Genomic DNA, 12,719 nt, shown 5'->3' with positions numbered 1-12,719 from the left:
TACGCGCGATGTTCGCTGTGATATAGGTCTCATCGCAGGCATTGTGATGATCATTCGCCACTGAAAATACCCCTGCCGTGTTACTGTGCTGTCTTGATGAATATTAAGCAGATCGTTTCCACATCGGCCGCTGTAGTGGCTGCCGGTGCCATGTGTGTATGTGTTGCTCCTGCCGCTTTCGCTGATTCTGCGCAGAGCGGTACGGTGGTGTCTTCCCGTTCCTTCCCGAAGGCCGGTTCCTCCCAGACGAATCTTCTCGCGGAATCCACGTCCACCTCAACTGATGACGGTTCCAACTGGGGTGGCCTCGAAAATCTTGATGTGCCGCAGACCGAGTCCCCGGCCGAAAAGCAGGCTGCTCTGGAAGCGGCTCAGAAGGCAGCTGATGAGGCTGCCGCAGCTCAGACCGCGGCTGAAGAAGCCGCCAGCCGTTCCGAGCAGCGTACCGCCATTCCGCAGGTCGATCTGGGCAAGATGACCGGCTCCGGTGCCGAGCTCGCCAAATACGCCACCCAGTTCCAAGGCTCGCCGTATGTTGCTGCTGGCAACACTCCTTCCGGATGGGATTGCTCCGGCTTCGTGCAGTATGTGTTCGCTCAGTTCGGTATCTCGTTGCCGCGCTCCTCTGGTGCTCAGGCCACTGTCGGCACCCCTGTGGGCAGCATCGCCGAAGCTCAGCCGGGCGATATTCTCGCCAACGGCATTCATGCCGCCATTTACATTGGCAATGGTCAGGTCATCAACGCCTTGAACCCGTATCAAGGCACGCAGATCACGGATCTGTCCGTCTTCGGAGGCAATGCCTATTCCATTCGTCGTGTGATGTAATTCAGCCAACGGCATATACGATTTGCATATGATAAACGCGTCCTTCGGGGCGCGTTTTTCATATTTTCGCGTTGGTGCTACCTAAATATCCGAGTGTCGCGGGGTATTGTGGAACGTGCGCGGAAGTATCCGCGATAATTGCAAAGGAGGTCGTCATGATTAACGACAAGGCCATTCTCGTCGGCGTTGACGGGTCGCATGCCAGTTATAAAGCAACATGGTGGGCCGCGAATTATGCGAAGCATGCCGGGCTCACGCTGCAGATTGTCTGCGCGTATTCCCTGCCAAGCTACGCAGCCGTCTCGTTCGATGCCACCTACACCGCTATGGGGGATGACAACGCAGCGCATTCCGATGCCCAGGAGATTCTGTCGAAGGCCAAGGCCATCGCTGATGAGCAGGGCGTCGAAGCTGCCACATTGATCGTTACCGGTGATCCGGCATCGGTGTTCGTCGAATTGTCTCGCAATTACAATCTGATCGTCATCGGCAACCGTGGTAAGGGCGGTTTGGCCGAACGGTTGCTTGGCACCACGTCCTCGTCGTTGCCTGCCTATGCATACTGCCCGATCGTGGTGGTGCCGTACACCGATGATGATGGTAACCTGATGCACTTGAACAACACCATCACCAAGGTGGCCGTCGGATCCGACGAATCCAAGTGGGGTCTGAAGGCTCTGGACATCGCCGCCGATTTTGCCGCCTGCTGGGATGCCGAACTTGACGTGCTTTCCGCCGTGCCGAACCTGAAAGGCGTGGATGGCGAAGACGATGTGATGAAGTCCTATGAGGATGATCTGGAAGTTCGCATCAAGCCATTGCAGGAATCGCATCCAAACCTGAAGATCAACAAGCGTATCGTGTCTGGTCCGGCTGTGAACGCACTGACTAAGGCCAGCTACGATCATGATGTCGTAGTCGTCGGCTCTCGTGGCCGTGGCGGCTTCACCGGCCTGCTGCTCGGCTCCACCAGCCAGGGGCTGCTGCAGCATGCAGTTGGCCCAGTGTATGTGGTGCCGCGCAAGTATGTTGAGGCTGCGGAATCCCGTCTGGATACCGTGCCGAGCTCGCCGGCCGAAGTGCCTACCAAGTCGTTGGAGGACATCGCCGGCGTTGAGGAGATTCCGGTGGATAAAGCCGAGCCGGAAGTCGCCAAGGAGATCGAGAAGACCATAGATCCCGACCGCCAGTAAGACTATGCCCGAGAATTTCCCGCACTGACCTCTTCTCAGCGCGGAAAAATCTCGGGCAACAGGTTTATTTCGAGAAAAAGCTGCACTGAGCAACCGTCAGTGCAGCTTTTTCTCGTGAGTCCAACATCAGTGCTTGATAGTCACATTCATACGGACCGGGGTCTCCTGCACGTAGGTGTGCTTCACCGTGCAGCCCTTCTCGATGTGGCGCGTAACACGTTCCTTGAGCTTTTCCGCATCCTCATCCGAAAGACCGGCGGCAGAGGCGTCCACCACGACCTGCTCCTCAAAGCCGGTATAGGCGTCGGTTTCGGGATCGTAGGAGCCATCCACCACGATCTTGGCGCCCTTTCCTTCGCCTAAAGTGTGCTCGATGGCGAATTGGCTGGACAGCGCCGCACAACCTGCCAGAGCGACCTTCATCAGATCGCCGGGCGTAAACTGACCGCGATCCTTACCGAACTTGATATGAGCGCCGTCATCGCTGAACGCATCCCACGAACCGTCCTTATTGCGCTCGACCCACAGTCGCTTACCCATAATGTGCCTCCTTATGGCATCTCATGGCGTGTGTTGACTTCTCCATTATGCCCCAGCATGTTCCGCTTGGAGCTGTATGTTCGTCGGTCGAGCCCCTGCCGCACCATGGTGCCCATGGCTTTGACTGAAGAACAACTCGCTGACATCCGTACTCGCATCCCGGCCCGTCCGGACACGACCATTCCGATGCCCTACGAGGATTTGGTCAGAAAAATCCTGACCGAAGGCACGTTGAAGTCCGATCGCACCGGAACCGGCACCATTTCCCTGTTCGGCCAGCAGATCCGCTTTGACTTGTCCGAATACTTCCCGCTGTTGACCACCAAAACCGTGTTCTTCAAAGGATTGGCCTACGAACTGCTTTGGTTCCTCAAAGGCTCGTCCAACGTGCGCTGGCTACAGGAACATAACGTGCATATCTGGGATGAATGGGCAGATGAGAACGGTGACCTTGGCCCGGTGTACGGCGTGCAGTGGCGCTCGTGGCCGGCGCCGACCCCCGAAGATCCCAATCGCACCATCGACCAGATCGCCAATGTGATGGATCTGATCAAACACCACCCCGATTCACGCCGCATGATCGTTTCCGCTTGGAATCCGGCTGAGGTGGAACAGATGGCCCTGCCTCCATGCCACGCTCTGTTCCAGTTCTATGTGGCGGACGGACGGTTAAGCTGCCAGCTGTATCAGCGCTCCTGCGACATGTTCCTCGGTGTGCCGTTCAATATCGCCTCCTATTCACTGCTGACGTTGATGATGGCGCAGCAGGCCGGTCTTCAGCCCGGTGAGTTCGTATGGACCGGCGGCGACTGCCATGTCTATGACAACCACATCGATCAGGTGTTGGAACAGCTTTCCCGTGACCCGTATCCGTACCCGACGATCGACATCCGTAAGGCCGATTCCCTGTTCGACTATCAATACGATGACTTCACCATCGTCGGGTATCAGCATCACCCCACCATCAAGGCTCCTGTTGCCGTCTGAGGCTGCGCGTCAAACGGCAACCTTCGGTCCCACTTGTGGTGTGGGACCTCACCTCGCCTACGGACAGTCCACTGGACTGTCCGCTATACGGCTCGGCCGTCTGACATACCCACTACACTAAGTGCAGTTCCGCAAATCCAGGAGGAGTAAGCGAAATGGAGCATGACAGTAGCCGTAGCGGCTATCACGAACCCGAGCCCGGGACTGCCGGGCTTGAAGTTACCGAAGAGGACTGGGGTGACGATTTCCCCAAGACGTTCTCGGTGAATCTCATTTGGGCCGAAGCCCGCGACAAGGAAGGTCGCGCCGGTGCCATCGGCCTTAAGGGCGGTATGCCTTGGCATCTGTCCGAAGACATGAAGCATTTCAAGGAACTCACGGTCTCGCATCCGGTTATCATGGGTCGCAAGACGTGGGAATCGCTGGACATGAAGTACCGTCCGCTGCCCAACCGCGACAACATCGTGGTCTCGCATGATCCGATGTATCGGGCTCCGGGAGCCACAGTGGTGACCAGTCTTGAAGACGCGCTTGATCTGGCTCGTCAGGAAGCAATTCCGGACGATGGCCTTGACCGGTCGGAGATCTGGATTATCGGTGGTGCCCAGCTGTTCGCTGAAGCACTGCCTTTCGCCGACAAAGCGTATGTGACGATGCTGGCCGCAAACGTTGAAGCCGACACCTATGCCCCGGATATGCACGCACTGGTCGAATCCGGTTTGTGGCAGGAGAGCGAAGTCGGTGCTTGGCATACACCAGCCAATCCGAAGAGCGGCATCGATTCGTACCGATTCGTGCTACTGACCAAGACCAAGTGACGCGGTACCTCGCATAGCGTCCGTTGTCCGTTCCATAACGTCCGATACAGCAACGTTCTGCCAACATCGATGAAAGGCGATATGAGTACCACCAAGCCCTACACCGTAATGACCGTCTGCACCGGCAACATCTGCCGTTCTCCTATGGGCGAGATCATCCTGCGCCACTTCTTCAACGAACGTGGTCTGGAGAACCGTGTGCAGGTGGAGTCCAGTGGCGTCTCCGACGAAGAATGGAGCCATCCGATCGACCCGCGTGCCGTGCGTGTGCTGCGTGAACGCGGCTATGGCGATGAGATCCCGCGCGATCACTTCGCGCACCGCATCTCGCGTGACGAAATCGAGCGTACCGACCTGTTCCTGCCGATGACGGCCTCGCATATGCATGCGTTGCTTCGCATGCTGCCTGCAGGTAAGCGAGCCGAGGTGCATATGTATCGTAGCTTCGACCCGAACCTGCCCAAGCCGAAGCCCGGTCGTGAGAGCCAGATCGATCTGGTTGATCCATGGTACGGCGGCCAGCATGAGTTCGAAGTGGCTATCGACCAGATCGAGGAAGTCGCGCCATATATCGTCGACTGGGTTGAACAGCAGCTTCAGGACTGAGACGCGAATAGCATATCAACGACAAAGACCGGGTTTCCAAGAAGCCCGGTCTTTGTCGTATTCGGTTTGAATCTGTTTGTGTGTGCAGAAGGTGCAAACCCCGATCAGAACACCAGTTGCACCAGCAGCATATAGACGATGGTGCCGCCGGCAATCGACAGGAGCATATTCCGTTTCCAGCAGTGCAGTGCGACGAGTACCGCACAAGCGGCCAGCTCCGGCACGCCATGCGATCCGGTGGTGATCGGTGTATTGCGCAGCGCATAGACCACTAGAAGACCGGTCATGGCATAGGGAAGTACGGCACCGAGATATTCCACGATGCGTGGAGGCTGCTTGGATTCCGGAAACACGATGAACGGAAGGAAACGAGTCAACATGGTGCCGATCACCACCGCCACGATGGTGATCACGCCTTGCCATATCGTCATGGTCATGCCTTCGTCTCCTTCTCATTCTTGATCTCGTTGTTGTCAGAAGAGCTCACGGCATCATCGTTGGCTGCACTTTCGGTATTGGGCTTCAATATGTCCAAATGAGGACGAAGTACGATGAACGCCACCAGCATCACGGCCATTGACGGAATCATGAAATCATCTGCACCAAAGATCACCAGACATGCCAGCGAAGACAGTACGCCGATCATAGCCGCCAGATGCTCGCGATGAGCATTGCTGAGCCATTGATCGAGGAAAATGACCAGAAACAGCGCTGTCAACACGAATTCCAAACCATCCGTGTTGAAGGGCAGATGCGATCCGATCAGACCGCCCACTGTAGCGCCGACCACCCAATAGCTTTGATTGCACGCGGTGACCCACCAATAGAACCATCCTCGATCGATGTCCTGGGGAATCTTGGCGGTGGAATTGATGGCGAAGGTTTCGTCGCACATGCCGAAAATCAGGTAAGGACGCTTCCAGCCAAGGCCTTTGAATGATTTCAGCATGGACAGGCCGTAAAAAAGATGACGCGCATTGACCATCAAAGCGAGCAGGAACGCGGCGACGGGATTGAACGCGGACAGCAGGAGATTCACGGTGACGAATTCCATAGAGCCGGCGAAGATGAAGGCGCTCATGCACATGGGCCAGATGAATGAGAATCCTTTGGTTCCCATGAGAATGCCGTACGAGGCCCCGAGGAACAGGAATCCAAGGCAGATGGGGATGGTGAGGGGGAAAGCAGCCTTGAGCGCGGCCCAGCAGACGGAATGCGATTGATGTACGGTGCTGCGGCCGCCGTCTGCGGTACTTGGCGCGTTTGGGATGGCATAGGTATCAGCAACGATCCGTCTGTCAGCGGCGTGGGTTGGAGAATCGGGAACCGGATTTCCGGTCAGGGTGCGTCCTGACTGGTCGATTGGGGACTGGCCCGTCACCATGCGTATCTCCCTTCCGTACGTCATTACCGTTCACGGCTCGATATGCTTTTCCGATGTATGTCCGAATCGGCCGGCACCGGTAAGGCTACGTATCGAGCGTGGCGCAAACGGATATACGGTACCGCGCAGTCACAACATCGCAGAGCGTGGATGCCAGGGCAATAACCGATATGGATTGATGGGATTCATGAAATGATGATGGCGGTATGGTCTCGATTAGGGGAGAGCTAAGGTGGTGAAAAGGTTGGAAAATCAATGGACACGCCGTAATTTGCGTAATCGATGGCATTGAGTAATATATACATCTGTTGCCTCACGCAAGTGAGAAACACACGGCCCCGTAGCTCAGTTGGTTAGAGCGCCGCCCTGTCACGGCGGAGGTCACCGGTTCAAGTCCGGCCGGGGTCGCTGGAATGGTATATTTCGCAAGGGATTACTGTTCACTGGCTCTGTAGCTCAGTTGGTAGAGCGAGCGACTGAAAATCGCTAGGTCAACGGATCGACGCCGTTCGGAGCCACCATGAGAAACCTCGTAGACCAATGATTCCAAGGTCTGCGGGGTTTTTGCATATCTGCGAACTAGTCTGCATTTACGCCTGATTCTGCATTTACTCTGCACATTCAATAGCAAAGCGGGGTTAAGTAAAGAAACGCGGATCTTATTCGGGTGCGTCACCGCAGTGTTTCACTGGCTTGGCGTAAGCCCATCATCCGATATGTTTGTCGGCAATTCAATGCCTTGAGACTTGGTATGTAGTTGACCTATGCGGGTGGTGACTTGACGATAACATGTCAGTGACGACCTCCCTCCGTAGTCGCGGGTTGCTCTGACATAGTTCAATGAATGACTTAATTTAGGTTATTCTTCCAGCGTGTTTTCAGGTTAACGTTCACAACAGGGGTACACTGGTGAATCGTTGGGCCGTTCAACGGATGAACGGTTGGCATAAGGATACCGATACGGTACGAGCTCAAAAGGAGAGCATCTATGGTTTATCGCATGATTTTCAATCAGACCGCATACTTCGGCCGTGGCGCTATCAAGGAAATTCCTGCTGTCGCCAAGCAGCACGGCTTCACCAAGGCCTTCATCGTCACCGATCCGGTGCTGTTGGAAACCGGCACCGCTGAGAAGGTCACCAAGGTGCTGGACGAAGCCGGTCTGCCATACGAGGTCTTCTCCAACGTCAAGCCGAACCCGCCGGTTGAGTGCATCAAGGACGGCGTCGAGAAGTTCGCTGCCTCCGGCGCCGACTTCCTGATCGGTCTGGGCGGCGGCTCTCCGCAGGATACCTGCAAGGGCATCGGCATCATCACCGCTAACCCGGAGTTCTCTGACGTGCTCTCCCTGGAGGGCGTCGCAGACACCAAGAACCCGTCCGTTCCGATCTTCGGCGTGCCGACCACGGCAGGTACCGCATCCGAGACCACCATCAACTATGTGATTACCGATACCGCCAACAAGCGTAAGTTCGTGGCCGTCGATCCGCATGACATTCCGATCGTCGCCTTCGTCGATCCTGATCTGACCGACTCCATGCCGCGCGGTCTGAAGGTGGCCACCGGTCTGGACGCCCTGACCCACGCCATCGAGGGTTACATCACCCCGGGCGCGTGGAGCCTGTCTGACTGCCTGTCCATGCAGACCATCCGCATGATTGCCAAGAACCTGGCCAAGTCTGCAGACGGTGACATTCCGGCCGGCGAGCAGATGGCGTACGCCTCCTACATCACCGGTATGGCCTACTCCAACGTCGGCCTCGGCCTGGTGCACGGTATGGCTCACCCGCTGGGCGGCCGTCTGGGCGTGGCCCATGGCGTTGCCAACGGTATCCTGCTGGCCCCGGTTATGGAATACAACAAGGACTTCACCGGTGAGAAGTACCGTGACATCGCCGATGCCTTCGGTGTTGAGGACGCCTACACGGGTGACCTTGAGAAGGTTCGTGAGGAGGCCGTGCAGGCCGTCCACAAGCTGACCGTGGACCTGAAGAACCCAACCACCATCTCCGAGGTGGGTGCCACCGAAGCCGACCTTGCTCCGCTGGCCCACGACGCCTTCAACGACGTGTGCACCCCGGGCAACCCGCGTAAGGCCACCGAGGAGGACATTCTCGCCATCTACGAGAGCCTGATGTGATCTCATCTCTCTGAGCGAGTTGTTCTCACGGTGTGGTGAACATCTCGCCGTGTAGTAAATAAGAATGGCTCTATTCCGTACTTTCTGCGGAATAGAGCCATTTTGTATGACCACATGATGGATGATCTACCGCGCGATGGTAGATACCAATGTGAGGAGGGGAAGAGATGGGGATGAGAATGAAAAGCGGGAAGAGGAACGCTTATTTCTCGTGCTTCTCGTCGTATTCCTCGTCCGTGGGTGTCTCGTCATACAGTTTTTTGCCCTGTGCCTCGGCCAACTCCATCTGTTCGTTGATCCAAGCGGCTTCAGCAGGATTGATATCCGCTGAGTTCAGCACTTTCTGCCACACCGGATAGAACAGGTGCATGGCCGGATACATGGCGGTGAACAGAATCTCCGGCTTATGCTTGCGCTTATGCTGCGGATGAGCGTTGAACGTGTTCTTGAAGCGACGCATATAGTTCAGGAACGAGCTGAGTGAAGTATCCATGCGTCGAGCGCTCATCGCGGCGATCATGCGGGGCGAATACACGGTTTTCAAGCCTTTGCCCATCAGATGCAGCGAGATGTCGATATCTTCATGCATCACGTCGGCTTTGTCTCGGCACACCTCGTTCGCAATCTGACGCCATGCCGAGGCGCGCAGCGCCATATTCGAGCCGAACAGCAGCGGCTGGCCGCCATCCGCCTTATAGATACGTTTGCGCAGGGAATTGTCGCCCTTCAAACCGAAGTGACGGGAAGGCATGTCGTAGTACATCACCGGTCCGGTGGCACCCATCGCTGCGGAATCCTCAGTGAAGATGCCGGAAACCACTTCCACCCAATCAGGGCGAATCATGCAGTCGGCATCAAAACGGCCCAGAATATCGCCGGTTGCGGCGTTCAAGCCATAATTGCGAGTGGGAATCAGCCCTTGTTCCTCGTTCTGATGCAGCAGACGCACCGGAGCTTCGGGATGTTCCACAATGAATTGCTCGACAATGGCGCAGGTGTTGTCGGTCGAACGATTGTCCACCACCAGAATCTCATGTGGCATGACAGTCTGACGAATGGTGTTCAGCAGACAGTCGCGAATACGTTCGGCCTCGTTCCATGCCGGGATGATAATCGAAACGGTGAGCATACCCATAAGAATAGGCATGCGGGTGTACTCGGCGGATATATGCCGCGAGCATAGCCGAATCCGCATGAGCTTCAGCGGCCTCGCTACAATGGTGAGCCATGAGCGAACGCGCGCGAACAACAATCGACTCCGGAGCAGCTGATTTCAATACTGCCACTACCACGGATTTCGGCACCTTGGACACTGCGGCACCGGCAGATACCGAAGGAATGCATGGGGGACTGTCCGGCGGAACCGCAGCCATTAATGCCATGGGCATGACAGGCGGCTCGGCCGGCTACGGGCAAGACGATACATCGGATGAGAACCGCATCGATTTCGGCACCCTGTTTCCAGCCAAAGGCGACCCGCGCAGACCTCCCGAATGGTTCAGCCGCGCCCTGCTGTATGTGGCCATCGCCATTGTGGCGTTCACCTTCTGCTGGCGTTCATGGGGCGACATCTCCTATCTGGTGCTGGACATCATCATCTCGCTGTTCTTGGCGCTCGCCGTCGAACCGTTGGTGGTCAAGCTGGTTGAACATGGTTGGAAACGTGGCGTTGCCTCGATGGTCTCCTTGGTGGGATTGGCAGTGATCGTCGGCGCGCTGTTCACGTTGTTCGGCAACATGTTCATCCAGCAGATGATCGCCATGGTGCGTGGATTGCCGGCCATGTATGACGACATCCGTGATCTCGTCAATCAGTACGCCACATTCCAGCTGCCCGAGATCAATAGCCTCGGTACGGAAATCTTCAATAACATTCAAACCTCTTGGGTCACGGATTTTGCCGGAACCGCCATGAGCACGGTGGGAGGCCTGTTCTCGTTCCTGCTGAACGTGATGACCGTGGCAATGACCACGTACTACATTTCCGCAGCCGGTCCGAAACTGCGGCGTTCCTTCTGCCAGTGGCTGGCGCCCAATACGCAGCGCCGATTCCTGCTGGTGTGGACCGTGGCTCAAGGCCAGATATCCTCGTTCCTGTTCTCTCGCTCCATTTTGGCGTTGATCAACGCGGCTTGCACCGCGATCTTCCTGGAAGTGCTGCAAGTGCCCTACTGGCTGCCGTTGGCGTTGTTCTGCGGCGTTGTCTCCCAGTTCATTCCTACGGTGGGTACCTATATCGGCGGCGCGTTGCCGGTGCTGTTCGCTTGGGGTGGCCGTGGCTGGATGTATGCGGTGGCCGTGTTGGTGTTCATCATCGTCTACCAGCAGATCGAGAACCTGATTCTTTCGCCAAAGATTTCCCAGCGGACCATGGATATCAACGCTGCGGTGGCATTCCTCGCGGTGTTGGCGTTCGGCTCGCTGTTCGGTGCCTTGGGCGCGTTCCTCGCCTTGCCGGTGGTGGCGTCTATTCAGGCTATTTTCCGTGTGTACACCAAACGGTATGAGTTGGTTGATTCGCCGCTGATGAACGATCCTACGGGTAAGAAATCCAAGATTGTGGAAGCTTCCGAAGCGTTCGGCGAGCATGTGCTGCAGCCTATCGGCGAGCATATGCCGCGTGCGGCCAAGGGAACGACCAGCCGCGTGCCGATGAATGAGGAGCTGCGCTTGTTGCAGGAGCAGTTGTATGCCATTCCCGAAACTCACAGGGAGACCGATGCTGATGATTCCGCAACCGTGGCGATTCCTCAGCATGTGCTGTCCGCCAATGCTTCCGGTACCGGAAGCGCCGGAAATACGGGAATCAATGCGCTGAGGGGAGTGCAGGACACGCGGGATGCCGATGATGATGACGACGCATCGGCAACCAGCGCTCGCATCGCTCCTACCTCGGTGTCCGACAATCCGAGAGCGGGGTGGCGCTGATGACGTTGCTCTCGGTTCTTGACATCCTGCTGGTCATCGTCGGCGGTGCCGGCGTCGTCTATCAGGGCGTGTGCATCGTGATGTCCCTGTTCGCCAAGCCGGTGCGTTTCCCCGAGGCGCCGATGACGAACCGTTATGCCGTGTTGATCTCCGCCCGCAACGAGGAGAACGTCATCGGCAATCTTATCGATTCGATTCACGCCCAGACTTATCCTGCCGATTTGATTGATATCTGGCTGGTGGCCGATAACTGCACCGACAATACCGCTGACGTGGTGCGTGCGCGGGGATGCCATGTGCTTGAACGGCATAATCTCGAACAGATCGGTAAAGGGTATGCGCTCACCTATCTGTTGGGGCATATGCTCGATACCGGTGTGGCCGACCGGTATGACGCCTACTTTGTATTCGACGCGGACAACAAGCTGGACAAGCATTACTTCGAGGAGATGAACAAGGCGTTCTGCTCCGGGTTCAGAATTCTGACCAGCTACCGCAATTCGGTGAATCTGGCGGACAACTGGGTTTCTTCCGGCTCGGCGCTGTGGTTCATTCGTGAATCGAGGTTCCTATCCAACTCGCGTATGATCCTCGGCTCCTCGTGCCACGTGGGAGGCACCGGATTCATGTTCTCTCGCGAGGTCATGAAGCGTAACAAGGGGTGGAAATTCCATTTGCTTACCGAAGACCTCGAATTCACGATGGATTCAATTCTGCATGGCGATCGCGTGGGATATTGCGGTACCGCCATCCTGTATGACGAGCAGCCGGTGACGTTCGCGCAGAGCTGGCGTCAGAGATTGCGCTGGAGCAAGGGATTTCTGCAGGTGTTCCGTTATTACGGTCCCGCGTTGCTTAAGCGCGCGGTTCGTGAACGTGATTTCTCCTGCATTGACTTCACGTTGATGCTGTGTCCGTTCACGGTGCTGGGCATTATCCGCATGGTGCTGGGCATGTTGTTCGCCGCGTTCGGATTCGTGAGCTGGGCAAGTCAAGTGCAGTCGTTGGCGGGATGGTCCAGTGGCATCGTCACTTCGGTGCTGGGTCTGATGGCTCTGGCTGCGCTGACCATCATCGTGGAACGCGATCAGATCGGTGCCACCAATAAGGAACTGTTCGCCTACGTGTTGAGCTTCCCGATCTACATGCTCAGCTACGTGCCGATCTCCTTCCAAGCCATCTTCGCCAAAGCCCAATGGAAACCCATTACGCATAAGGGCTGAACCGTTAGGCGGACAGTCCAGTGGACTGTCCGTAGGTTCAGCCTGAGTGAGGCGGTAGCCGAGCGAGGGTGG

At 56.6% G+C, this 12,719-nt stretch carries 12 protein-coding genes and 2 tRNA genes; 10 read left to right on the top strand and 4 right to left on the bottom strand.

Going from position 1 to position 12,719, the window contains the following annotated elements; all coding sequences use genetic code 11:
* The first annotated feature begins 96 nt into the window (after positions 1-96).
* Both CUU80_RS05100 and CUU80_RS05095 read left to right on the top strand, forming a co-directional pair.
* The gene (locus CUU80_RS05100; RefSeq protein ID WP_100496256.1) at positions 97-828 is read left to right on the top strand and encodes a C40 family peptidase; all 732 of its coding nucleotides are present in this window, start codon (positions 97-99) and stop codon (positions 826-828) included.
* A gap of 155 nt (positions 829-983) precedes the next feature.
* The gene (locus CUU80_RS05095) at positions 984-2,021 is read left to right on the top strand and encodes a universal stress protein (RefSeq protein WP_100496255.1); all 1,038 of its coding nucleotides are present in this window, start codon (positions 984-986) and stop codon (positions 2,019-2,021) included.
* 126 nt (positions 2,022-2,147) lie between these two features.
* On the opposite strand, the gene CUU80_RS05090 is transcribed toward CUU80_RS05095, so the two are convergent.
* The gene (locus CUU80_RS05090) at positions 2,148-2,561 is read right to left on the bottom strand and encodes an OsmC family protein (protein ID WP_100496254.1); all 414 of its coding nucleotides are present in this window, start codon (positions 2,559-2,561) and stop codon (positions 2,148-2,150) included.
* 186 nt (positions 2,562-2,747) lie between these two features.
* On the opposite strand from CUU80_RS05090, the gene CUU80_RS05085 reads away from it, so the two are divergent.
* The 3 genes from CUU80_RS05085 (at position 2,748) to CUU80_RS05075 (ending at position 4,972) form a co-directional block, all read left to right on the top strand.
* On the top strand, positions 2,748-3,548 hold the full coding sequence (locus CUU80_RS05085) for a thymidylate synthase (protein WP_207760089.1): 801 nt from the start codon (positions 2,748-2,750) through the stop codon (positions 3,546-3,548).
* Between the two features lie 155 nt (positions 3,549-3,703).
* Complete coding sequence (locus CUU80_RS05080; protein ID WP_100496253.1) at positions 3,704-4,366, top strand: dihydrofolate reductase; 663 nt, start codon at positions 3,704-3,706, stop codon at positions 4,364-4,366.
* A gap of 81 nt (positions 4,367-4,447) precedes the next feature.
* Positions 4,448-4,972 carry a low molecular weight protein-tyrosine-phosphatase gene (locus CUU80_RS05075; RefSeq protein ID WP_100496252.1) on the top strand — a complete coding sequence of 175 codons (525 nt, stop codon included), beginning with the start codon at positions 4,448-4,450 and terminating at the stop codon, positions 4,970-4,972.
* A gap of 104 nt (positions 4,973-5,076) precedes the next feature.
* Here the strand turns inward: CUU80_RS05075 and CUU80_RS05070 are convergent, their stop codons facing one another.
* Positions 5,077-5,409, bottom strand: a complete 333-nt coding sequence (locus CUU80_RS05070; RefSeq protein ID WP_100496251.1) for a branched-chain amino acid transporter permease — start codon at positions 5,407-5,409, stop codon at positions 5,077-5,079.
* A complete protein-coding gene (locus CUU80_RS05065) occupies positions 5,406-6,356 on the bottom strand; it encodes an AzlC family ABC transporter permease (protein ID WP_243388647.1) in 951 nt (316 codons plus the stop codon). The genes CUU80_RS05070 and CUU80_RS05065 overlap by 4 nt, the downstream gene beginning before the upstream one ends.
* 334 nt (positions 6,357-6,690) lie before the next feature.
* On the opposite strand from CUU80_RS05065, the gene CUU80_RS05060 reads away from it, so the two are divergent.
* From CUU80_RS05060 to fucO, 3 genes are all read left to right on the top strand, one after another.
* Positions 6,691-6,764: transfer RNA gene (locus CUU80_RS05060), tRNA-Asp, on the top strand.
* 37 nt (positions 6,765-6,801) lie between these two features.
* A tRNA-Phe gene (locus tag CUU80_RS05055) sits at positions 6,802-6,877 on the top strand.
* 467 nt (positions 6,878-7,344) lie between these two features.
* The gene (gene fucO / locus CUU80_RS05050) at positions 7,345-8,496 is read left to right on the top strand and encodes a lactaldehyde reductase (protein ID WP_100496250.1); all 1,152 of its coding nucleotides are present in this window, start codon (positions 7,345-7,347) and stop codon (positions 8,494-8,496) included.
* Positions 8,497-8,698: 202 nt separating this feature from the next.
* Here fucO and CUU80_RS05045 read toward each other — a convergent pair whose 3' ends face one another.
* On the bottom strand, positions 8,699-9,625 hold the full coding sequence (locus tag CUU80_RS05045) for a glycosyltransferase family 2 protein (protein WP_100496410.1): 927 nt from the start codon (positions 9,623-9,625) through the stop codon (positions 8,699-8,701).
* A 251-nt stretch (positions 9,626-9,876) separates the two neighbouring features.
* Here CUU80_RS05045 and CUU80_RS05040 point away from each other — a divergent pair, with 251 nt between their 5' ends.
* Together CUU80_RS05040 and CUU80_RS05035 are read left to right on the top strand one after the other, a co-directional pair.
* Positions 9,877-11,424: an AI-2E family transporter gene (locus CUU80_RS05040; RefSeq protein ID WP_100496409.1), complete on the top strand. Its 1,548-nt coding sequence runs from the start codon at positions 9,877-9,879 to the stop codon at positions 11,422-11,424.
* Positions 11,424-12,647: a glycosyltransferase family 2 protein gene (locus tag CUU80_RS05035; protein ID WP_100496249.1), complete on the top strand. Its 1,224-nt coding sequence runs from the start codon at positions 11,424-11,426 to the stop codon at positions 12,645-12,647. The genes CUU80_RS05040 and CUU80_RS05035 overlap by 1 nt, the downstream gene beginning before the upstream one ends.
* The last annotated feature ends 72 nt before the right edge of the window (positions 12,648-12,719 follow it).

The organism is Bifidobacterium scaligerum (genome assembly GCF_002802865.1).
In the GTDB taxonomy this organism is placed as follows: Bacteria; Actinomycetota; Actinomycetes; order Actinomycetales; family Bifidobacteriaceae; genus Bifidobacterium; species Bifidobacterium scaligerum.
The sequence above is the reverse complement of the archived record's forward strand: the minus strand, read 5'-3'. Positions and strand labels throughout refer to the sequence as shown.

What these genes read in the sequence shown, in the direction of transcription:
- CUU80_RS05100 (WP_100496256.1), top strand. Translation starts at nt 97, where the DNA reads ATGAATATTAAGCAGATCGTTTCCACATCGGCCGCTGTAGTGGCTGCC.
- CUU80_RS05095 (WP_100496255.1), top strand. Translation starts at nt 984, where the DNA reads ATGATTAACGACAAGGCCATTCTCGTCGGCGTTGACGGGTCGCATGCC.
- CUU80_RS05090 (WP_100496254.1), bottom strand. Translation starts at nt 2,561, where the DNA reads ATGGGTAAGCGACTGTGGGTCGAGCGCAATAAGGACGGTTCGTGGGAT.
- CUU80_RS05085 (WP_207760089.1), top strand. Translation starts at nt 2,748, where the DNA reads ATGCCCTACGAGGATTTGGTCAGAAAAATCCTGACCGAAGGCACGTTG.
- CUU80_RS05080 (WP_100496253.1), top strand. Translation starts at nt 3,704, where the DNA reads ATGGAGCATGACAGTAGCCGTAGCGGCTATCACGAACCCGAGCCCGGG.
- CUU80_RS05075 (WP_100496252.1), top strand. Translation starts at nt 4,448, where the DNA reads ATGAGTACCACCAAGCCCTACACCGTAATGACCGTCTGCACCGGCAAC.
- CUU80_RS05070 (WP_100496251.1), bottom strand. Translation starts at nt 5,409, where the DNA reads ATGACCATGACGATATGGCAAGGCGTGATCACCATCGTGGCGGTGGTG.
- CUU80_RS05065 (WP_243388647.1), bottom strand. Translation starts at nt 6,356, where the DNA reads ATGGTGACGGGCCAGTCCCCAATCGACCAGTCAGGACGCACCCTGACC.
- fucO (WP_100496250.1), top strand. Translation starts at nt 7,345, where the DNA reads ATGGTTTATCGCATGATTTTCAATCAGACCGCATACTTCGGCCGTGGC.
- CUU80_RS05045 (WP_100496410.1), bottom strand. Translation starts at nt 9,625, where the DNA reads ATGCTCACCGTTTCGATTATCATCCCGGCATGGAACGAGGCCGAACGT.
- CUU80_RS05040 (WP_100496409.1), top strand. Translation starts at nt 9,877, where the DNA reads ATGGGCATGACAGGCGGCTCGGCCGGCTACGGGCAAGACGATACATCG.
- CUU80_RS05035 (WP_100496249.1), top strand. Translation starts at nt 11,424, where the DNA reads ATGACGTTGCTCTCGGTTCTTGACATCCTGCTGGTCATCGTCGGCGGT.